At 66.9% G+C, this 22,767-nt stretch carries 22 protein-coding genes; 12 read left to right on the top strand and 10 right to left on the bottom strand.

Annotation, left to right across the window (positions count from 1 at the left end; all coding sequences use genetic code 11):
* Positions 1-93: 93 nt before the first annotated feature.
* The 9 genes from BKX93_RS15490 to bioB all read right to left on the bottom strand — a co-directional run bounded on the left by BKX93_RS15490 (position 94) and on the right by bioB (position 9,835).
* A complete protein-coding gene (locus tag BKX93_RS15490) occupies positions 94-744 on the bottom strand; it encodes a glutathione S-transferase family protein (RefSeq protein WP_046168118.1) in 651 nt (216 codons plus the stop codon).
* 83 nt (positions 745-827) lie between these two features.
* Positions 828-1,727, bottom strand: coding sequence for a patatin-like phospholipase family protein (locus BKX93_RS15485; protein WP_104945957.1), 900 nt, complete (start codon positions 1,725-1,727; stop codon positions 828-830).
* A 15-nt stretch (positions 1,728-1,742) separates the two neighbouring features.
* A complete protein-coding gene (locus BKX93_RS15480; RefSeq protein WP_070980515.1) occupies positions 1,743-2,291 on the bottom strand; it encodes a GNAT family N-acetyltransferase in 549 nt (182 codons plus the stop codon).
* Positions 2,292-2,329: 38 nt separating this feature from the next.
* On the bottom strand, positions 2,330-3,235 hold the full coding sequence (bioC, locus tag BKX93_RS15475) for a malonyl-ACP O-methyltransferase BioC (RefSeq protein WP_070980513.1): 906 nt from the start codon (positions 3,233-3,235) through the stop codon (positions 2,330-2,332).
* A complete protein-coding gene (gene bioH, locus BKX93_RS15470) occupies positions 3,232-3,996 on the bottom strand; it encodes a pimeloyl-ACP methyl ester esterase BioH (RefSeq protein WP_070980512.1) in 765 nt (254 codons plus the stop codon). The genes bioC and bioH overlap by 4 nt, the downstream gene beginning before the upstream one ends.
* A 24-nt stretch (positions 3,997-4,020) precedes the next feature.
* Entirely contained in the window at positions 4,021-4,638 is a 618-nt protein-coding gene (locus tag BKX93_RS15465) for a class I SAM-dependent methyltransferase (RefSeq protein WP_070980510.1), read from the bottom strand.
* Positions 4,628-7,471, bottom strand: coding sequence for a bifunctional diguanylate cyclase/phosphodiesterase (locus BKX93_RS15460; protein ID WP_070981856.1), 2,844 nt, complete (start codon positions 7,469-7,471; stop codon positions 4,628-4,630). Before BKX93_RS15460 ends, BKX93_RS15465 begins: the two co-directional genes overlap by 11 nt.
* 115 nt (positions 7,472-7,586) lie before the next feature.
* Positions 7,587-8,738 (bottom strand): 8-amino-7-oxononanoate synthase, encoded by a 1,152-nt coding sequence (gene bioF, locus BKX93_RS15455; RefSeq protein WP_070980509.1) that lies wholly within the window; start codon positions 8,736-8,738, stop codon positions 7,587-7,589.
* A gap of 113 nt (positions 8,739-8,851) precedes the next feature.
* The gene (gene bioB, locus BKX93_RS15450) at positions 8,852-9,835 is read right to left on the bottom strand and encodes a biotin synthase BioB (protein WP_082107249.1); all 984 of its coding nucleotides are present in this window, start codon (positions 9,833-9,835) and stop codon (positions 8,852-8,854) included.
* A 98-nt stretch (positions 9,836-9,933) separates the two neighbouring features.
* On the opposite strand from bioB, the gene BKX93_RS24090 reads away from it, so the two are divergent.
* The 3 genes from BKX93_RS24090 (at position 9,934) to BKX93_RS15435 (ending at position 12,065) form a co-directional block, all read left to right on the top strand.
* Positions 9,934-10,644, top strand: coding sequence for a ComFC family protein (locus BKX93_RS24090; RefSeq protein ID WP_235429480.1), 711 nt, complete (start codon positions 9,934-9,936; stop codon positions 10,642-10,644).
* A gap of 40 nt (positions 10,645-10,684) precedes the next feature.
* Positions 10,685-11,149: a tRNA (uridine(34)/cytosine(34)/5-carboxymethylaminomethyluridine(34)-2'-O)-methyltransferase TrmL gene (trmL, locus tag BKX93_RS15440; RefSeq protein WP_021475552.1), complete on the top strand. Its 465-nt coding sequence runs from the start codon at positions 10,685-10,687 to the stop codon at positions 11,147-11,149.
* Between the two features lie 103 nt (positions 11,150-11,252).
* Positions 11,253-12,065 (top strand): septal ring lytic transglycosylase RlpA family protein, encoded by an 813-nt coding sequence (locus BKX93_RS15435; RefSeq protein ID WP_231178476.1) that lies wholly within the window; start codon positions 11,253-11,255, stop codon positions 12,063-12,065.
* 204 nt (positions 12,066-12,269) lie between these two features.
* On the opposite strand, the gene yihA is transcribed toward BKX93_RS15435, so the two are convergent.
* Positions 12,270-12,890, bottom strand: coding sequence for a ribosome biogenesis GTP-binding protein YihA/YsxC (yihA, locus tag BKX93_RS15430; protein ID WP_021475550.1), 621 nt, complete (start codon positions 12,888-12,890; stop codon positions 12,270-12,272).
* A 92-nt stretch (positions 12,891-12,982) separates the two neighbouring features.
* Between yihA and BKX93_RS15425 the strand changes: the two genes are divergently transcribed.
* From BKX93_RS15425 to BKX93_RS15385, 9 genes are all read left to right on the top strand, one after another.
* Complete coding sequence (locus BKX93_RS15425) at positions 12,983-13,597, top strand: c-type cytochrome (protein WP_070980508.1); 615 nt, start codon at positions 12,983-12,985, stop codon at positions 13,595-13,597.
* A gap of 128 nt (positions 13,598-13,725) precedes the next feature.
* On the top strand, positions 13,726-15,747 hold the full coding sequence (locus BKX93_RS15420) for a cytochrome c biogenesis protein ResB (RefSeq protein WP_070980506.1): 2,022 nt from the start codon (positions 13,726-13,728) through the stop codon (positions 15,745-15,747).
* Positions 15,747-16,892 carry a c-type cytochrome biogenesis protein CcsB gene (ccsB, locus tag BKX93_RS15415; protein WP_046155308.1) on the top strand — a complete coding sequence of 382 codons (1,146 nt, stop codon included), beginning with the start codon at positions 15,747-15,749 and terminating at the stop codon, positions 16,890-16,892. The genes BKX93_RS15420 and ccsB overlap by 1 nt, the downstream gene beginning before the upstream one ends.
* Before the next feature lie 130 nt (positions 16,893-17,022).
* Positions 17,023-18,606, top strand: coding sequence for a TerC family protein (locus BKX93_RS15410; RefSeq protein ID WP_070980504.1), 1,584 nt, complete (start codon positions 17,023-17,025; stop codon positions 18,604-18,606).
* Positions 18,593-18,892: a GIY-YIG nuclease family protein gene (locus BKX93_RS15405; protein WP_070980503.1), complete on the top strand. Its 300-nt coding sequence runs from the start codon at positions 18,593-18,595 to the stop codon at positions 18,890-18,892. Before BKX93_RS15410 ends, BKX93_RS15405 begins: the two co-directional genes overlap by 14 nt.
* Positions 18,893-19,004: 112 nt before the next feature.
* Entirely contained in the window at positions 19,005-19,922 is a 918-nt protein-coding gene (gene osmF, locus BKX93_RS15400; RefSeq protein WP_046155219.1) for a glycine betaine ABC transporter substrate-binding protein OsmF, read from the top strand.
* Between the two features lie 19 nt (positions 19,923-19,941).
* Positions 19,942-21,081, top strand: a complete 1,140-nt coding sequence (locus BKX93_RS15395) for an ABC transporter permease (protein ID WP_070980501.1) — start codon at positions 19,942-19,944, stop codon at positions 21,079-21,081.
* Positions 21,078-22,007: an ABC transporter ATP-binding protein gene (locus tag BKX93_RS15390; RefSeq protein ID WP_070980500.1), complete on the top strand. Its 930-nt coding sequence runs from the start codon at positions 21,078-21,080 to the stop codon at positions 22,005-22,007. The genes BKX93_RS15395 and BKX93_RS15390 overlap by 4 nt, the downstream gene beginning before the upstream one ends.
* On the top strand, positions 22,004-22,735 hold the full coding sequence (locus BKX93_RS15385) for an ABC transporter permease (RefSeq protein WP_070980498.1): 732 nt from the start codon (positions 22,004-22,006) through the stop codon (positions 22,733-22,735). The genes BKX93_RS15390 and BKX93_RS15385 overlap by 4 nt, the downstream gene beginning before the upstream one ends.
* Positions 22,736-22,767: the final 32 nt, after the last annotated feature.

The raw sequence follows: 22,767 nt of genomic DNA, 5'->3' as shown, positions 1-22,767 counted from the left end.
CGGCCGACACGCTTTCCCCGCCCGCTGTGGCGGGAAAGCCATATCAAAAGCGGCTATCCCGAATCACCGGAGATAGCCGCGCGGCCGCCGCATTCAGTCGCGGCGGGCCATCAGCGCCGCCAGCGAGGCGTCGCGCTCGCTCCACACCCGCGCCACGCTGGGGCGCTCGCCCAGACGGCGCAGGTAGTCGCTACAGCCTTCCAGCCGCTGCGTCATGTCCTCACCGAGAAAAGTCTGGCTCAGGCGCGCCACCACCGGCAGGATGCCGGCGGCGCTGAGATCGGCGAAGCTGAAGTCCTCGCCGGCCAGCCAGGGGCGGCATTGCGCCAGCTTGGCCACCGCGCCGATGCCGCGCGCCAGGGCCTGGCGGATCTCCTCGCACTTCTCCGGCTCCGGCCGGGTGCCTTTCAGCATGTGGCGGATCAGCGGGCTGGCCGGCAGCATCACGTACAGCTCCAGCATCGCGGTCAGCTCGCGCGCCAGCGCCCGGCTGTTGGGCGTAGGCGGCAGCAGCGAGGCGGTGGGGTAGGCGTCCTCCAGCCACTCCAGGATCACCGTGGACTCGGCCAGCGGGTGGCCGTTGATCTCGACGAAGGGAATCTTGCCCATCGGGCTCTTTTCCAGCAGCTCGTCCTCTTGCGAAGGCGTCGTCACCACTTCCTGGAAATTGACCCCCTTCTCCAGCAAGGCGATCTTCACCTTGTTGTAGTAGGGAGACAGCGGAATACCGTGCAGTTTGATCATGCCGACTCCAATAGCGATGGGTTCGTAAGCGCCGATGCGGGGCCAGGCATCGGCGCGCGGCCTACATCATCCAGCCTATTCCCTTATTTAGCCAGCGCCAGGCTCTTTTGCTGCAGCAATTGGCGGATCTGCGGCAGCATCTGCTGCGCCGCCTTCTCGCCTTCCAGGATGGCCTGGTTGCGGGCCTCGAACTCGGCCGAGCCGATATTCAGCACATTCGGGTGGATCACCACGTCGGCCTGCTTCAATTCCTGCGCCAGCGCCGAGCCGTTCATGATGCTCAGGCTCTGGTCCAGCATCGACAGGAAACCGGTGGCGCGGCCGGCCTTGGGGCGGCCGGTGATGTCGACGGCGATGACGAACTGCGCGCCCATTTCGCGCGCGGCGCTGACCGGAACCGGGCTGACCAGGCCGCCGTCGACATAGCTCTTGCCGCCTATCTTCACCGGCAGGAACACGTTGGGGATGCTGGCCGAGGCGCGCACCGCCTGGCCGGTGTTGCCAGTGCGGAACACTACCCGGCGGCCGGAATCCAGCTCGGTGGCCACCGCGGCGAACGGCTTGCCCAGTTTTTCCAGCGGGCGGTTGCCCACCTGGGCATTGATCCAGTTCTGCAGCTTCTCGCCCTTGATCACTCCCTTGGTGGACAGCGTCCAGTCGGTGAGGTCGGCCTGGTCGAGCGCGATCGCGCGCTGCTGCAGCTGCATGCCGGTCAGGCCGGACGCGTACAGGCTGCCCACCACGCTGCCGGCGCTGGTGCCGACGATGATGTCCGGCGTGATGCCGGCGCCTTCCAGCACCTTGATCACGCCGATGTGGGCGAAGCCCTTCACCGCGCCGCCGCCCAGCGCCAGCGCGATCCTGGGTTTCTGCAGCGGCTTGGCGACCTGGCCGCTGTCCGGCGGCGTGGCGCTCATGCAGGCGGATAATAGGGACGCGATCCCGGCCAGCAGCGCGGGACGTAGAATGCTCTTGCTAATCATGATTGCATCGGTCTTTCAGACATCGGCGGCCGCCAGGGCCGCCCCAACGGGCGCGGGGTCCAGCATCACGTAATTCAGATGCTTCGCGCCCTCCAATTCGAAATCGGTTTCGCCATGAACAGCCATGCCGATGCGGCGGTAGAAGGCGATCGCGCGTTCGTTGCCGTGCCACACCCTCAGCCACAAACGCGGCTGGCCGGGCTGCGCTGCAGCCCATTGACGCGCCGCCGCCATCAGCCGCCGCCCCAGGCCTTGTCCGGTATGGTTCTCCATCAGGTAAACCCGCTCCACCTCCGACGACGGGTCGTCGCAGCCGGCGCAGGCCTCATCCGATTTCAGCTGCGCATAAGCCAGCAGATGGCCGTTCTTCTCCATCACCAGCAGCTGGCGCGCCGGATCGGCGATCAAGGCCGCCATCTTTTCCGGCGTGAATTCCGTCAGCACATAGTCGGCCAACGCCTGGCGGATGCCGTCGATGGCATAGGTGCTCAGCCACACCTGGATGGACAGCGCGGCGAGAGAAGCCGCGTCGCCCGGACGCGCGGGACGGATTTCCAACTCCATGGCTAACTTTCTTTAAGTTGCGCGGCGGCGGTCCGCCGTCAGGGCTTGGGTGCCTTCTTGACGAATTCGATCACCTGGCGGCCGTCGTCGGTCATCTTGGCCAGCTTCTTTTCGGTGCCCTTCCACGCGTGGCCGTACACCACCTCGTAGCTGGCCGGCAGCTTGCCGTCGCGGCGGTGCCGCTCGTACGCGGCCTCCACCTTGCGCCAAGCCTGCTTGCCCATCAGGCCGCGGCCGCGGCCGGCGGTGGCATTGTGCGCGCCTATCGCTTTCAGGTCGCGCATCACCGCGCGGGCGTCGTCGTAGGTCAGCGCGATCTTTTCCATGTCCATCACCGGCTCGGCGAAACCGGCGCGCATCAGCGCGTCGCCGATGTCGTGCATGTCGATGAACTGGTTGACATGGGTGGCGCCGTCCACGCCGGCGAAGGCGTCGCGCAGTTCGAACAGCGTGTCCGGCCCCAACGTGGAAAACATCAGCATGCCATCCGGCTTCAGCACCCGGCGCATCTCGGCGAACATCCGGTCCGGCTCGTTGATCCATTGAATGGTCAGATTGGACCAGATCATGTCGACGCTGGCGTCGGCCAAGGGCAGTTTTTCGATGTCGGCGTTGATCTGCCACGGCTGGCTGGGCTTGAACAGCTTCTTCAGCAAGCCGTCGCCGGATCGGCCGCGCTCTCGCGACGCCTGCAGCATCGCGTGCGCCAGGTCCAGCTCGATCACCCGCGCCTGCGGATAACGCCGCCGCAACTCGGCCGAGCCGTAGCCGGTGCCGGCGCCGGCGTCGAGGATCACCGCCGGCTGATGCTTGATGTAATCCAGCCGTTCCGCCATGCGGTCGGACACTTCGCGCTGCAGCACCGCGGCGGAATCGTAGCTGGCCGCGGCCTTTTCGAACGAGGCGCGCACGCGCGCCTTGTCGGTGTAAAACGCTTCACTCATGCCTGGGTTTCCAGATGCTCGGCAAGCGCGCGCACGAAATCCTGCTCATGGGACAGGAAGGGCGCGTGCGACGCCTGCGGGAATTCGTAAAGGACGGCGTCGGGCAGCGACTCGGCCAGCCAGCGGCCGGCGCCGATCGGGGTGATCGCGTCGCGCGCGCCGTAGAACAGCGCGGTCGGGCACTGGATGCGGCCGGCCAGCGCGCGCGCGTCGGCCTCCAGCAGCAGCTGCAGCGCCGGCAGCAGGCCTTGCGGCCGGCCATGGGAGAACAATTCGCCGCGCAGCGCCTTCAACGTGTCGCGCGCCGCCGGCGCGCCCATCATCTGCAAGGCGAGGAAGCGCTCCAGCGTCTGCTCGAACGCGCCGTCCAGGCTCTGGGCGACGGCTTCTATCGATTTGCGCTCTTGCGCGTGCGGCCAGGTTTCGTCGCGGACGAAACGCGGGCTGGTGGCCACCAGCGCCAGGCTTTTCACCTGGGCCGGATGGCGAGCGGCCCAGTGCTGGGCGATCAGGCCGCCGAGCGACCAGCCCACCACCTGCGCCGGCAACGCGAATTGGGCCGCGAGCAGATCGGCCACCGCGTCGGCATCGAAGCGTTGCAGCGCCGGCGACGCGCCGTGGCCCGGCAGATCCACCAAGTGGACGCAGAAACGCGTCGCCAGTTGTTCGGCCACCCGGGCGAACACGCCGCCGTGCAGCCCCCAGCCGTGCAGCATGACCACGTCCGGTCCCTGGCCCTGCGTTTCGACAAACAGATTCATGAACAGTCAAATTGGGCGAAAACGCTATTTTCGCAAGAGTACGATGCGAAGGAAACCTCCGAAGCCGGCATCTTCGTCGTGAAAAGGTTGCAGTTTGGTAACCGAAACGATGTCGCCCAGCCGGCGGTTGATGTCGGTGGCGATGGCGCGCGCCAGCAGATTGCCGGCGCGCCGCCACAGCGGCGCCCGCCCGCCGTCGGCCAGAAACTTGTCGAACACCGCCACCCGGCCGCCCGGCTTCAGCACCCGCTCCACCTCCCGCAGGCAGGCCCGCGGATCGGGAACCACCGCCAGCGTCAGATGCAGCGCCACCGCGTCGAAGCTCGCGTCGGGAAAGTCCAGCTTCTGTCCGTCCATCACCCTGGCGTCCACCTCCATGCCCAGCTTGGCCGCGCGCTCGCGCAGCCGCGCCAGCATCGCCGGCGCGATGTCTATCGCAGTGATATGGCGGCAGCGCACCAGGAAATCCAGGTCCAGGCCGGTGCCTGCGCCGACCAGCAGCAAGCGCTCGTCCGGCTGCGGGTTGAGCAGGCCGATCGAGCGGCGGCGGTGGCGGGCGAAGCCCTGCGCCACCTTGTCGTACACCGGCGCGTACAGATCGTAACGCCAGCGGTTGAAGCGGTTCGCGCACTCACGCCACACGGTCCGGCTCCCTGCCGAGGCGCGCCAGCTTGTCCCAGTCCAGCGCCCAGGCCGGCGCCGGCTTCGCGAAATAGAAGCCCTGCAGCATGCCGCAGCCCATTTCCTTCAGCATCGCCTGCTGGCTGGCGGTCTCCACCCCCTCGGCCACCACGTCCAAGTCCAGCGCGCGCGCCAGCGCCAGGATGGCGCGGACGATGGCCACCGACTCCTGCTTGCGATCCAGGTCGAACACGAAGGACTGGTCTATCTTCAGCACGTCGAAACGATAGCGGTGCAGATAGGACAGCGCCGAATAGCCGGTGCCGAAATCGTCCAGCGCCAGCCTGACGCCCAGACCGTGCAGCGCCTGCATCGCGGTGGCGGCGGCCTCGGGCTGGTCGATCAGCGCGCTCTCGGTGATTTCCAGATGCAGCATCGCCGGCGGCAGCTGGTAATGGGCGATGCGCTCGCCTATCCAGCCGACCAGGTCCGGGTCGCGGAAATTGGCCGACGACAGGTTGATGTGCAGCGCGCAGTCCTCGTCCACCCGCCCCTCGGCCCGCCAGGCCCGCAGCTGGGCGCAGGCGGCGTTGATCATGTAGCGGTCCAGCCGGGTGATCAGTCCGCTCTCCTCGGCCACCGGCAGGAACACGCCCGGCGACACCAGCCCGCGCTGCGGATGCTGCCAGCGCACCAGCGTCTCGAAGCCTGCCAGCTCGCCGGTGGCGGCGGAAATGAAAGGCTGGTAGTAGGGCAGCAGCTGGCCCTCCTCCTCCAGCGCGCGCCGAAGCTCGGTCTCCAGCGCCAGCTGGTCGGCCTGGTCTATCCGCAGCTGGTGGCTGAACAAGGTGTAGCCCTGGCGGCCCTGCTGCTTGGTGCAGTACATCGCGTGGTCGGCGTCGCGCAGCAGGTCGTCGGCCTGGCGGTAGTGCGCGCGGTCGGCCAGCACCACGCCGACGCTGGCGGTGGAGAACACCTCGCGACCGGCCAGGATCACCGGCCGCTCGAACTCGCTGACGATGCGGCGGGCGATGATCTCGCACTCGTCCACCGCGTCCATGCCGAACATCAGCACCGCGAACTCGTCGCCGCCCAGCCGCGCCAGGAAATCGTAATGGCGCAGGCAGGCGCGGATGCGCGCCCCCGCCTCGAACAGCAGGTGGTCGCCGGCCAGATGGCCCAGCGTGTCGTTTACCAGCTTGAAGCGGTCCAGGTCGATGAACACCACGGCGAAGCGGTCGCCGCCGTCGAGGTAGGCGTCCCAGGCGCGGCGCAGCGCCTTGGAGAAATAATTGCGGTTGGGCAGCTTGGTCAGCGGATCGTGCAGGCTGTCGAACTCCAGCTGGGCGTTGACCGCGTCCAGCTCGCTGGTGCGCTCGCGCACCCGCTGCTCCAGGTCGGCGTAGGCCTGCTGCAGGCTCTCCAGCGCGCGCACCCGAGCCAGCGCGGCGCCGATATGGTTGGCCACGAACTCCAGCACCTCCTGGTCCCGGTAGCCGTACACCACCTCGCCGTCGTAGCTCTGCACCGCCAGCACGCCCAGCAGCTCGTGGTCGCAATACAGCGGCACGCCCAGCCAGCTCTTGGGCGGCATCTCCCCTTCCTCCGCCGCGACGCCCGGCAAGCTGCCGTACGGATCCAGCAGCAGCGGCCGCCCGCTGTGCAGCACCTGCTCGATCAGGCCCTTGCCGGGCTTGCGCGCCCGCAGCGACGACGCGTATTCGTCGGCGCAATAAGGGAAGCTGATCAGGTCGCTGCCCATGTCGTACAACGCCACCACGCAGTTGCGCGCCGCCACCATCTCCAGCAACAGCCGGTGCAGGCCGCTGAGAAACGCCTCCAGCGACAGGCTGGTATTGGACAATTCGGCGATGCGGAACAGCACCTCCTGAAATTTCTCCGCGCGCTTGCGGCCAGCCACCTCCGCGCGCAGGCGCGCGTTGGCGCCCTCCAGCTCGCTGGTGCGCAGCGCCACCTGCCGCTCCAGCCGGCCATGGTACAGCACGCGGTCCAGCGCGAACCCGACATGGCGGGCGGCGAACATGAACCACTGCTGTTCGGCCGATGTCGGCATCGGCTGGTCATCGTACACCTGCAGCACCACCGCGCCGATCAGCTCGTCGGCCGCGTTGGCCAGCGGCGCGCCCATCCAGAAAGCCGGCAGCTGCGCCGGAGGCGCCAGCGCCTCCTGCCGGCACAATTCCTCGATGCGCTCCCCGGTCAGCACCACCGGCGCGCCCCCGCGCATCAGCCAGGCGGTCAAGGACGCATGGGGGCCGGCCAACGGAAAGATCCGCTCCGGATCCGGCGGCGACGGATCGCGCCGGTCGACGTAGAACGGGAAGTGGAACGCGGAGCAGTCCTCGTCGTACAGTGCGATGCCGAAATTGTCGGCGTCCAGCAGACGCTGCATCAACCGGTGCAGCCGCGGCAACATGCGCTCCAGCGCCGGACACTCGCCGGCCAGCAGACTGATTTCCAGCATCGTCTCATTGGCGGCGCGCGCGGCCGCCTGCTCGGCCCGCAACGCTTCGCACTGCAGATGGCCGGCCAGCAGCGCCGCCACGGTCTCCAGCTGCGCCGGCGGCGCGCCCCGCCACACCAGCCATCCCAAGGATTGCCCCCCCGCCCGCAGCGCTTGCGCGCCCGCGCCTGCCGGCAGCGACTCTCCCGCGGACAAGGTCTCGCCGTCGGGCAGGCCATCGGCATCGCCGAACGCCGCCAGCCGCCGCCAGGCCGCCCCGTTCCGTCCCCATGCGGCCGCCGCGCTCAAACCGCCCAGGCCTTGCAATAACGACAAGGCGCGGGCCGCGGCCCGTTCCGGATCGTCCAGATATTCTGCCGTGCTCTTCATGTCGTTATCGTAGTACGGGACGCCGAGAAAGTCCGCAGCCAGACAAAAGCCCGGGGCAAATGCCCCGGGCTTGAACGTTTTCATGTGGCGCGGACGCCTTCCACCACGCCAGGCTTCAGTTTGCCGCCTGGCTCAGCATCAGATCCAGTAATGCGTCCAATTGGGAAAGCTCATGTCGGGCCGACAGCGAGATCCGCAGCCGGGAGCCGTTTTCCGGCACCGTCGGCGGCCGCACCGCCGGCACCCAGTAGCCCTGCCGCCGCAGCGCGTCGGCCAGCCGAACCGCGTTCTCATCCGAGCCGACGACGAAGGGCTGGATCGGCGTGGCGGATTGGCCGGCGTAAGGGGTGCCGTCCAGCCGCTGCCGGCAGCGGGCGATCAACTGCCCCAGCCGCTCGCGGCGCTCGCCGGCCTCGGCGATCAGCCGCAGGCTGACGCCCACCGCGGCCGCCAGCGCCGGAGGCTGGGCGGTGGTGAAGATATAAGTGCGGGCCTTGTTCACCAGCCAGTCGATCAACGGCCTGCCGCCGGCGACGAAGGCGCCGGCCAGACCGGCGGCCTTGCCCAGCGTCGCCATATAGATCAGCCGCTCGCTGGAAAGATCGTGCGCGGCGACCGAACCTCGGCCGTCGCCCAGCACGCCGAAGCCGTGGGCGTCGTCGACATACAGCCAGGCGTCGTAACGCTCGGCCAACGCCAGCAAGGCCGGCAGCGGCGCCTGGTCGCCGTCCATGCTGTACACGGCGTCCACCGCGATCAGCTTGGTCGGCGCGTCGCTGGCGGCCAGCAGTTGTTCCAGATGATCAAGGTCGTTGTGGCGGAACCGCTGGAAATCGGCCCTCGACAACAGACAGCCGTCATTCAGCGAGGCGTGGTTGAGCTTGTCGGCGAACACCGCGTCGCCGCGCCCCGCCAGGCTGGTCAGCACCGCCAGATTGGCCGCGTAGCCGGAGCCGAACAACAGCGCCGCCTCGCGGCCGACGAAGCCGGCCAGCTCTTCTTCCGCCTGCTGGTGGGCCCGCGTGTGGCCGGTCAGCAGATGGGAGGCGCCGCTGCCGGCGCCCCAGCGGTCGGCGCCTTGCTGCAGCGCACGCACCAGGGAAGGATGATCGGCCAGGCCGAGATAATCGTTGCTGGCGAAAGACAGGTATTCCTCGCCATCGATGACAATATCGACGCCTTGCGGCGACTCGAGCGTCGTCCGGTAACGGCGACGATGGCTGGCGTCCAATTCCAGCAGGGCTGCGGACAGGTCTTGGAGGCGCATGGCGATTGCACTCTTTTACGTTGTTGACCAAACCGCGGCAGCTGCCCGCCCCGGTGCGACACACTATATATATGTTTCCATTTAAGGCTACAGTACAGAATTGCTAATGTTTTTTACAGTGCCTGCAAATCCAGCTTGGACATCAATGCCTGGTCGGCCACCACGTCCGGATTGCCGGTGGTCAGCAATTTGTCGCCGTAGAAAATGGAATTGGCGCCGGCCAGGAAACACAGCGCCTGGGTGGCTTCATCCATTTCGCGGCGGCCGGCCGACAACCTGACGTAACTGGCCGGCATCGTGATCCGCGCCACCGCGATGGTGCGCACGAACTCGGTCCAGTCCAGCCGCTCGGCGTTCTGCAGCGGCGTGCCCACCACCTGCACCAGATTATTGACCGGCACCGACTCCGGCTGCGGGTCCAGATTGGCCAGCTGGGCGATCAGCCCGGCGCGGTCCGCGCGGGTCTCATTCATGCCGACGATGCCGCCGCAGCACACCGACAGCCCCGCCTTGCGCACCTTGCCCAAGGTGTCCAGCCTGTCCTCGTACTCCCGGGTCTGGATGATGTCGGCGTACTTGTCCGGCGCGGTGTCCAGATTGTGGTTGTAATAATCCAGGCCGGCGTCCTTCAACTGCTCGGCCTGGCCGTCGCGCAGCAGGCCGAAAGTGGCGCAGGTCTCCAGGCCCAGCGCCTTCACTTCGCGCACCATCTCCAGCGTTTTCTGCAGATCGGCGTCCTTGGGGCCGCGCCAGGCCGCGCCCATGCAGAAGCGCCCCGCGCCGTTGGCCTTGGCCTGGCGCGCCGCGTCCACCACCTCGTCCACCGTCATCATCGGCTGGTCGGCCACCGGCGTGTCGTGGTGCACCGACTGCGGGCAATAGCCGCAATCCTCCGGACAGCCGCCGGTCTTGATCGACACCAGCGTCGACAACTGGATCTTGGTCGGGTCGAAGAACTGGCGATGGATTTCGGCGGCGCGGAACACCAGCTCCATGAAAGGCAGGCCCAACAGCGCCTCTACATCGTCTACGCTCCAATTAGTGTTTTCCGGATGCGGGGTGGCCGGGCGCTTGAGTACCATCGTGGCAGAATGCATCGTATGCTCCAATAGCTGTTTGTCATTCTCACTGCGAGCCGTGCGGCTCGTCACCCTGCCCCGATGGGCAGGCGACAAAATCTTGGAGGGTGGTCGACATGCTGTCAAATATTAGAAAGTTAATAATTGACAACTGCTCAATAATTAATCAGAAATGCGTGCTATGCGGGCAGCCGCACGCCCGAGAGGGTCTGTGCGAAGGCTGCCGGGCGATGCTGCCGCGGATGCCGGCGGAGCGCTGCCCGCGTTGCGCGGAACCGACAGTCGGCGGCGCGCTGTGCGGACACTGCCAGCGCCAGCCGCCGGCGTTCGACGCGCTGCATGTTCCCTATCTGTTCGCTTACCCTCTGAACGGCCTGATCCATGCCTACAAGTACGGCCGGCGGCTGCAGCTGGCTGGCGCGCTTTCTGGTTTGCTCACCGAATTTGCCCGCTGTCAAGACCATAAATACGATTTAGTCATTCCTGTTCCGCTGGCAGGCGCGCGACTGGCCGAAAGGGGCTTCAATCAGAGTTCCGAGCTTGCCAAAGCGTTCGCTGATACAATAAACAGCCGTTTTTCGGACAGTCTGTGTTGGCGAAAATGCAACACTTTGCCGCAAGCCTCGCTCGGCCGCGCCGAAAGACTGCGAAACGTTCGCCATGCATTCGACGTAAAACGCCGGTGCGACGGGCTTTCCATCGCGATCGTCGACGACGTCGCGACCAGCGGCGCAACCCTCTCCGCCTTGTCTAAAATGATCAAAAAACAAGGCGCGAAACGGGTCGACGCATGGGTGCTTGCCCGAGCATTTTCCCTAAAAACTTGACCAAGATTTTGATTCTTTGGAACAATCCAGCCTGCCAACGATGTTCACTGTTGTTCTATTTCAGCCGGAAATTCCGCCCAACACGGGCAATGTGATTCGTTTATGTGCCAACACCGGCTGTGAGCTGCATCTGGTCAAACCCATGGGCTTCCCGCTTGAGGATGCCAAGTTGCGGCGCGCAGGGCTCGATTACCACGAGTATGCCCGCGTCGTCGTCCATGAAGATTGGGACGCTTGTTTGCGTGCGCTTCAGGGACGGCGGATCTTCGCCGCGACGACCAAGGGCGCTACGCGCCATGACCGGATTTCCTACCAACCCGGGGACGTTTTTCTGTTCGGTCCCGAATCCCGCGGCTTGCCGCAAGATGTGCTGGCTGCCCTGCCGGCGCAGCAAAGGATTCGACTGCCGATGCGTCCCGAGTCGAGAAGCCTCAACCTCTCCAATGCCGTCGCTGTGACGGTGTTCGAGGCTTGGCGCCAGCTCGGTTTCGAAGGGGGGGTATAGCGGTTCGCAAAGTTGGCCCAACAGCATAGGGAGGTTTATGCAACCTGTTCTCCGATGGCTGTGGCTTCTATTTGTCAGTCTAGTGCTTGTGGCCTGTTCCACTGTGAAGACGGCCAGTGCCACAAACCAGTCGGCTTCGCCGACTAACAAGAAGTCCGTTGCCAAAAACGGAGCTTATTTCCAGAACGACGGTCCGGCCGATCATATCCCGGTCAACCTGAGCCTGGTTCCCGACGCCGTTCCGCAGGACGAGCCGCTTATCAAGTCGGCCAACCTGCCTTACTCGGCGCTGGGCATGAGCTTCCGTCCCGATGTGCGTGAAAAGCCGTATCACGCCGTCGGCCGTGCCTCCTGGTACGGCAAGCAGTTCCACGGCCGCAAGACGTCCTCTGGCGAACGCTACGACATGTTCGCGATGACTGCGGCCCATCCGACCCTGCCGATCCCGAGCTATGCCCGGGTGACCAATCTGACCAACGGCAAGTCGGTAGTAGTTCGCGTGAACGACCGCGGTCCGTTTCACAAGAAGCGCCTGATGGATCTGTCCTACGCCGCCGCCTACAAGCTGGGCTTCATCCAGCAGGGCAGCGCCAAGATCGCGATCGATCGCGTCTGGCCGGCCGAAGACAGCACCTACTCCGCCTCCGCGCAGCCGGTGACCCAGCCTGTGGGCCGGGAGCTCAGGGCGGGCGACAATCCGAAGTATCTGCAGCTTGGCTCGTTCAACACGCTGGCCAACGCCGAGGCGCTGCTGCAGAAGACGCTGGACGGGCTGGACGACAAGTACGACTCCAAGCTCGGCATCGTCAACCAGCAGGGCGCATACAAGGTGCGCCTGGGACCGTTCTCGACAGACGAGGCGGTGCGCAACGCAGCGGAAAACCTGCACGTGGAGACCGTCATCACCAGCTTGTGATGGTCCGTGCTTGAATCGTATGGCAACAGGGCAAAAGGCGAAGGATTCATCCTTCGCCTTTTTTCATGCCCGTCTGCCGCCCAACCCAATAAAAAGCCCCGGCCGAGAAGCCGGGGCAAAGCCTGGATAGCAACGATTCAGGCCCCGCTCAGGGAGCCAAGCGGGAGGTGCGGAGCACCTGCAAGCTTAGGCGGAGCCCGTCGCTCAAAGTTCCGCCATGCCGTCGTCCTGCGGCGGCAGCGCGTCGAACCATCCCTTGACCACCTGTTCCACCTCGTCGACGCCGGTCTTCTTCAGGCTGGAGAACATCTGCACGCTGACCGACGGATAGTCGGCCAGTTCGCGCTTCACCTCGGCCAGCACCTTGTTCTGCTCCTGGCGCGACATCTTGTCGGCCTTGGACAGCAGGATGTGCACCGGACGGCCGGCGACGCGGAAAAATTCCAGCATTCTGCGATCCAGGTCTTTCAATGGATGGCGGGCGTCCATAATCAACAGAAGGCCGATCAGGCTCTGCCGGGTCTGCAGGTAGCGGCCCAGCAGCTCCACCCAGTGGGCCCGCACCGCCTCCGGCACTTCGGCGTAGCCGTAGCCCGGCAGGTCCACCAGGAAGCACTCGTCGCCCAGCTCGAAGAAGTTGATGTGCTGGGTGCGTCCCGGCGTCTTGGACACATAGGCCAGCCGGGTGCGGTTGGCCAGCGTGTTGATGGCGCTGGACTTGCCGGCGTTGGATCGGCCGACGAAGGCGACCTCGGCGCGGGTGGCCGGCAGGTCCTTCATGTGGTTGACGGTGGTATAAAACCGGGCGTTCTGAAAAATCGACATGGTAGTAAGGTTGAAATCAATTGGTATAGAATAACAGGTTTGGAATTGCTACTTTTACAGATATTTTAGGGGCTCACCCTAAAGGAGCGACCATGAGACGTAAAATGCTGTTGGCGATGGCATCCCTCACCCTGGCCGGCAACGTGCTGGCAGCCTCCCCGGCGGCCAAGGGTGACCCGGCGAAAGGCAAGCAGATCGTGGACACCGTGTGCGCCACCTGCCATGGCGTCGACGGCAACAGCGTCGCAGCGGCCAATCCGACCATCGCGGGCCAGAGCCAGCAATATCTGTATAGCCAGCTCAAGGCCTTCAAGACCGGCGAACGCAAAAACCCGACCATGCTGGGCATGACCGCCGGCCTGTCCGACGACGACATGCACAACCTGGCCGCCTACTTCAGCCAGCAAAAACCCAAGGACCGCGAAGCGGCCGACAAGGCGCTGCTGCCGCTGGGGGCCAAGATATACCGCGTCGGCAACCCCGCCAGCCACGTGCCCGCCTGTATGGCCTGCCACGGCCCGGCCGGCAAGGGCCTGCCCGAGCAGTTCCCGCGCGTGGGCAGCCAGCACGCCGGCTACATCGCCAAGCAGCTGGCCGACTTCAAGGCCGGCGCCGACCGCAAGAATCTGATGATGACCGATATCGCCGGCCGGATGACCGATGCCGAGATGAAGGCGGTGGCCGAGTACATTTCCGGCCTGCGCTGAGCCGTGCCCTCTCCCGCCGGAGCCCGACATGCCGCGCGGCGACAGCCGCGCGGGCGGACGCAACTTTGCCGCTCCGGCCCGTTCAAAAGGGAAGCCCCGAACGGGCTTCCTTTTTCACGTTCATAACAATGAAAACCACACACCGTCGCCAAACCCTGTCCCGCGCGCTGTACGAGCTGTTCAGCTCGATGCGCTTCGCCATCGGGCTGCTCACCGTGCTCGGCATCGCCTCCATCATAGGCACCGTGCTCAAGCAAAACGAGCCCTATCCCAACTACGCCTTCGAATTCGGCCAGTTCTGGTTCCAGGCCTTCGAGCTGCTCGGCTTGTATGACGTCTACCATTCGGCCTGGTTCCTGATCATCCTGGCCTTCCTGGTGTTGTCCACCACGCTGTGCATCGTGCGCAACGGCCCGGGCTTCATCAAGCAGATGCGCGGCTACCGCGAAAAGGCCGGCGACAACTCGCTGGCGGCGATGCCGCACAGCCAGGCGCTGGAGGCCGAGGAAGTCGATCTGCCGCGCCTGTTGGGCTATCTGCGCGGCCAGGGCTTCCGCTGGCGCGAAGCCGAGCGCGACGGCGGCGTGAAGCTGATCGCCGCCAAGAAGGGCGCCGCCGGCAAGCTCGGCTATTTCCTCGCCCACATCGCGCTGATCGTGATCTGCGTCGGCGGCCTGCTGGACGGCAACCTGCCGCTGAAGCTCGCGGAAGTGGCCGGCCGCATCGTGCCGGAAACCCGCGACCTCCCGCAAAGCCAGATTCCCGAGCAGAGCCGGCTGGGGCCGTCCAACCTGTCCTTCCGCGGCAACGTCACCATCGCCGAGGGCAAGAGCGCCGACGTCACCTTCCTCAATTCCGGCAACGGCTACCTGGTGCAGGAGCTGCCCTTCATCGTCTCGCTGAAGAAATTCCACGTCGCCTACTACAGCAACGGCATGCCCAAGCTGTTCGCCAGCGACATCGTGGTCACCGACAAGAAAAGCGGCAAGACCACCGAGGCCACGGTCCAGGTCAACCACCCGCTGATCGTCGACGGCGTCGCCATCTACCAGTCCAGCTTCGGCGACGGCGGCTCGCCGCTGCGGCTGAAGGCCTGGAACCTGGCCGCTCCCGGCGGCGCGCCGGCCGAACTGAAAGGCGTGTCGATGAACAGCCAGCCGCTGCGCGCCAACGGCAAGGACTACGCGCTGGAATTCGGCGAGCTCAGGGTGTTCAACATCGAAAACGTCGCCAAGCCGGGCGAAGGCGATCCCACCCTCACCCAGCGCATGCACGACGCGCGCGAGGTGAAGCTGCACAAGGATCTGAAAAACTACGGCCCGTCCATCACCTTCAAGCTGCGCGACACCCAGGGCCAGGCGGCGGAATACGTCCACTACATGGCGCCGATCGCGCAGGACGGCGCCAGCTACCTGATGGCCGGCATGCGCAAGACCCCGGCCGATCCCTTCCAGTACCTGCGCCTGCCGCTGGACGACGACATGCAGGTCGACCGCTTCATGCGCCTGTACGCCGCGCTGCGCAACCCGGCGCTGTACGGCGAGATCGCCGCGCGCGCCACCCGCAAGGCGCAGCAGGGCGGCGTGATCGACGACAAGCTGGCCAAGCAGTTCGGCGACAGCGTCAAGGGCGTGCTGGAGCGCTTCGCCTCGGGCGGCTTCTCCGCGCTGGAGCAGTTCCTCGACGAGCGGGTGCCGGCCGACAAGCGCCAGGCGGTGGCGCAGACCTATATCAAGATCCTGCAGGGCGCGGTGGTGGACGTGATGGCGGTGGCCGACGACAAGGCCGGCGTCAAGCCGCTGGCCGCCGACGCCGCCCATTACCGCTTCCTGCTGGACGGCCTGGTGGCCGCCAGCGCGCTGCAGGACTACGGCTCGCCGGTGTTCCTGCAACTGGAGGGCTTCGACCAGGTGCAGTCGTCCGGCCTGCAGCTGACCCGCTCGCCGGGCAAGATGCTGGTCTATCTGGGATCGGTCTTGCTGGTGCTGGGCATCGTGCTAATGTTCTATGTGCGAGAACTGCGCCTGTGGATACGCATAGATGGCCGCAAACTGCGGGTGGCGATGACCGCCAACCGCCACAACCGCGATCTGGATACCGACTTCCAGCGTCATCTCGACGCGATCAAACAGCTGACACGGGGACTATGATGGAACTGGCAACAACGAGATTCGACCGCCTGCCGCTGTGGCGGCGGCTGGACCGCCGGGACTGGGCGTACGCGCTGCTGATCGCCGTCGCCGCCGGCTACGCCTTCTCCCTCTACCACCACGCGATGGACGGCTACGAGCAGGCCATCCTGGCCGGCTCTGCGCTAGGCCTGGTGGCGCTGGGCTGGTTCTGGCCGGCCTGGCGCTGGTTCTTCCCGCTGGCGGGCGCGCTGGCGCTGCTGGGCATCCAGCTGTACCAGCATGACCTGGCCCGCGGCCAGAGCGCGTTCTGGCTCAAGTACGCGCTGTCCAGCCAGTCGGCGATCATGTGGATGTGCTCGCTGTTCTTCCTGGCCACCGCCGTCTACTGGATAGGCCTGGCCCGCCGCTCGGCGCAGCTGGCGCGGATGGGCGCCGGCCTGACCTGGGCCGCATCGGTGATGGGTCTAGCCGGCCTGTTCGTGCGCTGGTACGAGAGCTATCTGATCGCGCCCGACGTCGGCCACATCCCGGTGTCCAATCTGTACGAAGTGTTCGTGCTGTTCACGCTGATCACCGCGCTGATGTATCTGTACTACCAGGCCAAGTTCGCCGCCGCGCAATCCGGCGCGCTGGTGCTGCCGGTGATCAGCGCCGCGGTCGGCTTCATCCTGTGGTACAGCTTCGACCGCCAGGCGCACGGCATCCAGCCGCTGATCCCGGCGCTGCAATCGTGGTGGATGAAAATCCACGTGCCGGCCAACTTCGTCGGCTACGGCGCCTTCTCGCTGGCCGCCATGCTGGGCATCGGCCAGTTGCTGGCGCAGAAGGGCTGGCTGAAAGACCGCCTGCCGGCGGCCGAGGTGCTGGACGAAATGATGTACCAGGCCATCTCCGTCGGTTTCCTGTTCTTCACCATCGCCACCATCCTGGGCGCGATGTGGGCGGCCGACGCCTGGGGCGGCTACTGGAGCTGGGACCCGAAGGAAACCTGGGCGCTGATCGTGTGGCTGAACTACGCCGCCTGGCTGCACATCCGGCTGGTGAAGGGCTGGCGCGGCGCGCCGCTGGCCTGGTGGGCGGTGATCGGCCTGGCCGTCACCAGCTTCGCCTTCCTCGGCGTCAACATGTTCCTGTCCGGCCTGCATTCCTACGGCGGCCTGTAAACCCCGCGGCCTCTCCAAAGCCCGGCACCTGCCGGGCTTTTCGCATTTTCCCTGTCCGGAACGCTGGCATTTGGTATCCTTGTAGCGTTTTTATCGCTTTTTTATCGCACAAGGAACGCGTTACACCATCATGGACTTTTCATGGCTGTCCGACCCCGCCGCCTGGCTGGGCCTTTTCACGCTGATCGTCCTCGAGATCGTACTCGGCATAGACAACCTGATCTTCGTGGCCATCCTTGCCGACAAACTCCCTCCGGAACAACGCGACCGCGCCCGCATCGTCGGCCTGTCGCTGGCCCTGGTCATGCGCCTGATCCTGCTGGCCAGCATCTCCTGGCTGGTCACGCTGACCACGCCGCTGTTCTCGGTCATGGGGGTCGGCTTCGCCGGCCGCGACCTGATCATGCTGGGCGGCGGCGTGTTCCTGCTGTTCAAGGCCACCACCGAGCTGCATGAGCGGCTGGAAGGCGTCGACCACGTCAAGAGCGGCGGCCAGCGCGCCTACGCCGCCTTCGCCACCGTGGTGGCGCAGATCCTGGTGCTGGACGCGGTGTTCTCGATCGACTCGGTGATCACCGCCATCGGCATGTCCGAACACCTGCCGGTGATGATGCTGGCCGTGATCATCGCCATGATCCTGATGATCGCCGCCAGCAAGCCGCTGACCGCCTTCGTCAACGCCCATCCGACCGTGGTGATGCTGTGCCTGGGCTTCCTGCTGATGATCGGCTTCAGCCTGATCGCCGACGGCTTCGGCTTCCATATTCCCAAGGGCTATCTGTATGCGGCGATCGGCTTCTCGGTCTTGATCGAGGCCTTCAACCAGGTGTCGCAGGCCAACCGCATCCGCTACCTGAACCGCTCGCAAAGCTTCCGCGAGCGCACCGCCAACGCGGTGCTGAGCCTGATGGGCAGCCGCCTGACCGCCGCCAGCGCCGACGAGGCCAAGCCCGAGGCCGGCCCGCAGCAGGTGGAGGACACCGCCTTCGGCCACAACGAGCGCGCGATGATACACAGCGTGCTGACCCTGGCCGAGCGGCCGATCCGCGTGATCGCCACCCCGCGCGCCGACATCCACCGCCTGGACCTGAGCCAGCCGGAAGCGGCCCAGCGCCAGGCGCTGCGCGACAGCCCCTACTCCCGCCTGGTGGTGATCCGCGACGGCAGCATAGACGAGCCCCTGGGCATCGTCGCCCGCAAGGACCTGCTGGCCCAGTTGCTGGACGGCCGCGCGCTCGACATCGACGCCGCGCTGCGCCAGCCGTTGGTGCTGCCGGAAACCGTCACCGTGCTGAAGGCGCTGGAAAGCTTCCGCCAGAACGCCGCCGACATGGCCTTCGTGGTCAACGAGTTCGGCAGCCTGGAAGGCATCGTCACCCAGAAAGACCTGATGGAGGCGATCGCCGGCGAATTCCCGGAAGAGCACGAGCGCCACGAGCGCCCGGCCATCGCGGTGAACGGCGACGGCAGCTACGACGTCGAAGGCAGCCTGGAGCTCGTCACGCTGGAGCAGTATCTGACGCTGGGCGACTTCGAAGACGAAGACTTCCACACCGTGGCCGGCCTGCTGATGGACTGCCTGGAGCGCATCCCGCGCGAAGGCGACGAAGTGACCGTCGGCGAATGGAAGCTGCGCGTCACCGCGCAGAAGGGCAACCGCACCGAACGGGTGCTGATCAGCCCGCTGGCCAACGGCTTCGATGCCGCCATCTGAGCATGAGCCGGGGCCGTCCAGGCCCTGGTTTCTCTACGTGCTGCGCTGCGGCGACGGCGCGCTGTACACCGGCGTCAGCACCGACGTCGCGCGCCGCTACCGCCAGCACCTGGCCGGCAAGGGCGCGCGCTACACCCGCCTCAACCCGCCGGTCGCCGTCGAACTGGTGATCGAATATCCCGGCCGCTCCGCCGCGCTGCAGGCCGAACACGCGTTCAAGCGGCTCACCGCCGCGGCCAAGCGGGACTTCCTCCGCGACCACGCCGATCCTGCCACAGCGGGCTGACGCGTCTTTTCCCCTCCCGGCGCTGGCCGCCGCCGCGCGATGGACGGTATAGTGAACGCCATCGTCATCATGCGCGGCTGCGAGCGCGGCCGGTCCGCCACGGGGAAAATCCATGTCAAACCGCATGTCCCGCTTCGCCGCGCTGCTGGCCGGCATCCTGCTGGCCTCCGCCGCCGGCGCGGCCGACGCCGTCCGCGTCGGCTCCAAGATAGACACCGAGGGCGCATTGCTGGGCAATATCATCCAGCAAGTGCTGCAGGCCCACGGCGTGAAGACCGAGGGCCGGCTGTCGCTGGGCAACACCAAGGTGGTGCGCACCGCCATCGCCGCCGGCGAAATCGACATCTATCCCGAATACACCGGCAACGGCGCCTTCTTCTTCTCCGACGAAAAGAACCCGGCGTGGAAATCCGCCGCCGCCGGCTACCAGCGCGTCAAGCAGCTGGATTACGACAAGAACCGCATCGTCTGGCTGGCGCCGGCGCCGGCCAACAACACCTGGACCATCGCCGTGCGCCGCGACGTGGCCGCCGCCAATCGCCTGCAATCGCTGGCCGACCTGGGCGCCTGGCTGGGCCGCGGCGGCCGCTTCAAGCTGGCCGCCTCGGCGGAGTTCATCGAACGGCCGGACGCGCTGCCCGCCTTCCAGAACGCCTACGGCTTCAAGCTGCGCCAGGATCAGCTGCTGGCGCTGGCCGGCGGCGACACCTCGGCCACCATCAAGGCCGCGGCCGAGCAGACATCCGGCGTCAACGCGGCGATGGCCTACGGCACCGACGGCCCGGTGGCCGGGCTGGGCCTGGTCGCGCTGGCCGATCCCCAGGGCGTGCAGCCGGTGTACGCGCCGACGCCCATCATCCGCGCCGACGCGCTGGCCCGCCATCCCGAGATCGCCGCCTGGCTCAAGCCGGTGTTCCAGTCGCTGGACGAAGCGACCTTGCAGAAACTCAACGCCAGCATCGCGCTGGAAGGCCGCAACGCGCGCCAGGTGGCGGCCGGCTACCTGAAGCGCAAGGGCTTCATCAAGTGACGCCGCGGACGCCCGCCTGATGCGGCTGCATAACCGGGTGCAGCTGGCATTGGCGCTGCTGCTGCTGGCCGGCCTATGCAGCCCGCTGCTCAGCCACGCCCCCAACCGCCTACTCAGCGGCCAGGGCTTGCGCCTTCCGGCGCTGCCCGGCGCCTTCTGGCTGATCGTTCCGGCGCTGCCTTTGCTGCTGTCGCCGTGGCTGCGCCCGTCGCGCCGGCTGCGCGGCCTGCTGGCCTTGTGCGCCGTCCTGCTGGCCAACGGGCTGTTGCTGCTGGCCGGCGTCGAGGCCGCGCGGCTGGGAGGGGGCGATTCCGACTCGCTGGCCCGCACCGCCTTCGGAGCCGGTTTCTGGCTGCTGCAGCTGGCCGCCTGCCTGCAACTGGCCGAATCGCTGCGCGGCCTGGCCCTGAGTCCGCCCGCCCGCGCGCTCATAGCGTGCGCCGGCTGCCTGCCGGCCTTGGCGCTGCTGGCAGCCGGCCGATTGGACGCGCTGGCGCTGCTGCGCGAATACCATAACGATCCCGACGCGTTCAGCCAGGCGCTGCTGCGCCATCTGCAACTAGTGAGCCTGTCTGTGCTGCCGGCCGCGCTGCTGGGCGCGGCGCTGGGGCTGGCCGCCTTCCGCCGGCCGCGCGCTGAAGCCTGGCTGTTCCCGATCCTGAACACCTTGCAGACCATTCCCTCGCTGGCTTTGTTCGCGCTGCTGATCGCGCCGCTGGCCTGGCTGGGACGGCTGTGGCCGCAATCGGGCATCGCCGGCGTCGGCCTGGCGCCGGCCGTGACCGCGCTGACGCTGTACTCGCTGCTGCCGATGACCCACGGCACGCTGGCCGCGCTGCACCAGGTGCCGGCCGCCGTCCGCGACAGCGCGCGCGGCATCGGCATGTCGCCGTGGCAGATCTTCCGCCGGGTGGAACTGCCGCTGGCGCTGCCGGTGTTCATCGCCGGCCTGCGCGTCACCACGGTGCAGGCGGTGGGTCTGGCCGCGGTGGCGGCGCTGATCGGCGCCGGCGGCTTCGGGGCCATCCTGTTCCAGGGCCTGTCAGCCAGCGCGCCGGACCAGGTGCTGCTGGGCGTGCTGCCCATCGTGCTGCTCACCCTGTGCTGCGACGCCGTCTTCAAACTGCTGGCCTCCCGGCTGGAGCCCGTGCCCCGATGATTGAAATCGCCAACGTCAACAAAGCCTTCCACGGCGCGCCCGCGGTGGCCGACCTGTCGTTGACCGTCGCCGAAGGCGAATTCGCGGTGTTGGTGGGCACCTCCGGCTCCGGCAAGTCCACCATGCTGAAAATGCTGAACCGGCTGCTGGAGCCGGACAGCGGCGAGATCCGCATCGCCGGCCGCGACATCCGCGCCCAGCCGCCGGAACTGCTGCGCCGCCATATCGGCTACGCGATCCAGTCCGTCGGCCTGTTCCCGCACTGGACCGTCGAGCAGAACATCGCCGCGGTGCCGCAACTGCTGAAATGGCCGCGCCCGCGAATACAGGCCCGGGTGGACGAGCTGCTGGCGCTGCTCAGGCTGCCCGCCGACTTCCGCCGCCGCTACCCGCAACAATTGTCCGGCGGCCAGCAGCAGCGCGTCGGCGTGGCCCGGGCGCTGGCGGCCGATCCCGACCTGCTGCTGATGGACGAGCCCTTCGGCGCGCTGGACCCGGTGACCCGCGCCAACCTGCAGCAGGAGCTGGCCCGCATCCACCGCCTGTCCGGCAAGACCATCATCCTGGTCACCCACGACATCGACGAGGCGCTGTTGCTGGGCCAGCGCATCGCGGTGATGGACCAGGGCCGCATCCAGCAGCAGGGCAGCCCGCGCGACATCCTGCTGAATCCGGCCAACGGCTTCGTCCGCGGCTTCTTCCAGCCGGACGAGGCCGGCGTGCGGCTGCTGGGGCTGTTGCGCGTGGCCGATCGGCTGCGCCCGGGCGAGCGCGCCGCCGGCGCCGCCCTGCGCGCCGACGCCACGCTGCGCGAAGCGCTGTCCGCCTTCATCGTGCAGGGCGCGGCGGCGCTGCCGGTGATCGACGCCGCGGGAGCGGAAGTGGGCGCGCTGCGTTTCGAAGACCTGCTGGGCTCGTCGGCATGAGGCGGCGCGCGGGGCTGATCGCCGGCGCGCTGGCCCTGGCCGCGCTGCTGCTGGCCCTGCCGCGCAGCGCGCCGCTGTTCCACTATTGGTTTCCCGAGCTGGACCGCCCGCTGTATCTGCAGGATGGCTTCGGCGAGCTGCTGCTGGCGCATCTGGCCATCGTCGCGCTGTCCGGCGGCGCGGCGGCCCTGCTGGGGATAAGCGCCGCGCTGTGGACCAGCCGGCCTGCCGGACGCGATTTCCGCCCGCTGTTGGAAACGCTGCTGTCCATCGCCCAATCGTTTCCGCCGGTGGCGGTGCTCGCGCTGACGGTCCCGCTGATCGGCTTCGGCGCCGCGCCGGCGCTGGTCGCGCTGGCGCTGTACAGCCTGCTGCCGATCACCCACGCCGCGCTGGCCGGCCTGGCATCGGTGCCGGAAGACGCGCGCGAGACCGCCCGCGGCATCGGCATGAGCCCGCGCCAGATGCTGTGGCGGGTGGAGCTGCCCCTGGCCGCGCCGGTGATCGTGGCCGGCGTGCGCACCGCGATGGTGATCAATATCGGCACCGCGGCGCTGGCGTCCACCGTCGGCGCGCGCACGCTGGGCCTGCCCATCATCGTCGGCCTGTCCGGCTTCAACACCGCCTACGTGATCCAGGGCGCGCTGCCGGTGGCGCTGCTGGCCATCGTCGTCGACCAGGCGTTTCAGTGCTTGGAAGAATGGCTGACGCCGCAGCGCCATGCGTGAGCTGCGCTCCATGACCGCACTATGCTGTGGAT

The organism is Chromobacterium vaccinii, assembly GCF_001855275.1.
Lineage (GTDB): Bacteria > Pseudomonadota > Gammaproteobacteria > Burkholderiales > Chromobacteriaceae > Chromobacterium > Chromobacterium vaccinii.
Note: the sequence above shows the minus strand (reverse complement) of the source record. Positions and strands in the feature narration are given on the sequence as shown.

What these genes read in the sequence shown, in the direction of transcription:
- BKX93_RS15490 (WP_046168118.1), bottom strand. Translation starts at nt 744, where the DNA reads ATGATCAAACTGCACGGTATTCCGCTGTCTCCCTACTACAACAAGGTG.
- BKX93_RS15485 (WP_104945957.1), bottom strand. Translation starts at nt 1,727, where the DNA reads ATGATTAGCAAGAGCATTCTACGTCCCGCGCTGCTGGCCGGGATCGCG.
- BKX93_RS15480 (WP_070980515.1), bottom strand. Translation starts at nt 2,291, where the DNA reads ATGGAGTTGGAAATCCGTCCCGCGCGTCCGGGCGACGCGGCTTCTCTC.
- bioC (WP_070980513.1), bottom strand. Translation starts at nt 3,235, where the DNA reads ATGAGTGAAGCGTTTTACACCGACAAGGCGCGCGTGCGCGCCTCGTTC.
- bioH (WP_070980512.1), bottom strand. Translation starts at nt 3,996, where the DNA reads ATGAATCTGTTTGTCGAAACGCAGGGCCAGGGACCGGACGTGGTCATG.
- BKX93_RS15460 (WP_070981856.1), bottom strand. Translation starts at nt 7,471, where the DNA reads ATGAAGAGCACGGCAGAATATCTGGACGATCCGGAACGGGCCGCGGCC.
- bioF (WP_070980509.1), bottom strand. Translation starts at nt 8,738, where the DNA reads ATGCGCCTCCAAGACCTGTCCGCAGCCCTGCTGGAATTGGACGCCAGC.
- bioB (WP_082107249.1), bottom strand. Translation starts at nt 9,835, where the DNA reads ATGCATTCTGCCACGATGGTACTCAAGCGCCCGGCCACCCCGCATCCG.
- BKX93_RS24090 (WP_235429480.1), top strand. Translation starts at nt 9,934, where the DNA reads ATGCTGTCAAATATTAGAAAGTTAATAATTGACAACTGCTCAATAATT.
- trmL (WP_021475552.1), top strand. Translation starts at nt 10,685, where the DNA reads ATGTTCACTGTTGTTCTATTTCAGCCGGAAATTCCGCCCAACACGGGC.
- yihA (WP_021475550.1), bottom strand. Translation starts at nt 12,890, where the DNA reads ATGTCGATTTTTCAGAACGCCCGGTTTTATACCACCGTCAACCACATG.
- BKX93_RS15425 (WP_070980508.1), top strand. Translation starts at nt 12,983, where the DNA reads ATGAGACGTAAAATGCTGTTGGCGATGGCATCCCTCACCCTGGCCGGC.
- BKX93_RS15420 (WP_070980506.1), top strand. Translation starts at nt 13,726, where the DNA reads ATGAAAACCACACACCGTCGCCAAACCCTGTCCCGCGCGCTGTACGAG.
- ccsB (WP_046155308.1), top strand. Translation starts at nt 15,747, where the DNA reads ATGGAACTGGCAACAACGAGATTCGACCGCCTGCCGCTGTGGCGGCGG.
- BKX93_RS15410 (WP_070980504.1), top strand. Translation starts at nt 17,023, where the DNA reads ATGGACTTTTCATGGCTGTCCGACCCCGCCGCCTGGCTGGGCCTTTTC.
- BKX93_RS15405 (WP_070980503.1), top strand. Translation starts at nt 18,593, where the DNA reads ATGCCGCCATCTGAGCATGAGCCGGGGCCGTCCAGGCCCTGGTTTCTC.
- osmF (WP_046155219.1), top strand. Translation starts at nt 19,005, where the DNA reads ATGTCAAACCGCATGTCCCGCTTCGCCGCGCTGCTGGCCGGCATCCTG.
- BKX93_RS15395 (WP_070980501.1), top strand. Translation starts at nt 19,942, where the DNA reads ATGCGGCTGCATAACCGGGTGCAGCTGGCATTGGCGCTGCTGCTGCTG.
- BKX93_RS15390 (WP_070980500.1), top strand. Translation starts at nt 21,078, where the DNA reads ATGATTGAAATCGCCAACGTCAACAAAGCCTTCCACGGCGCGCCCGCG.
- BKX93_RS15385 (WP_070980498.1), top strand. Translation starts at nt 22,004, where the DNA reads ATGAGGCGGCGCGCGGGGCTGATCGCCGGCGCGCTGGCCCTGGCCGCG.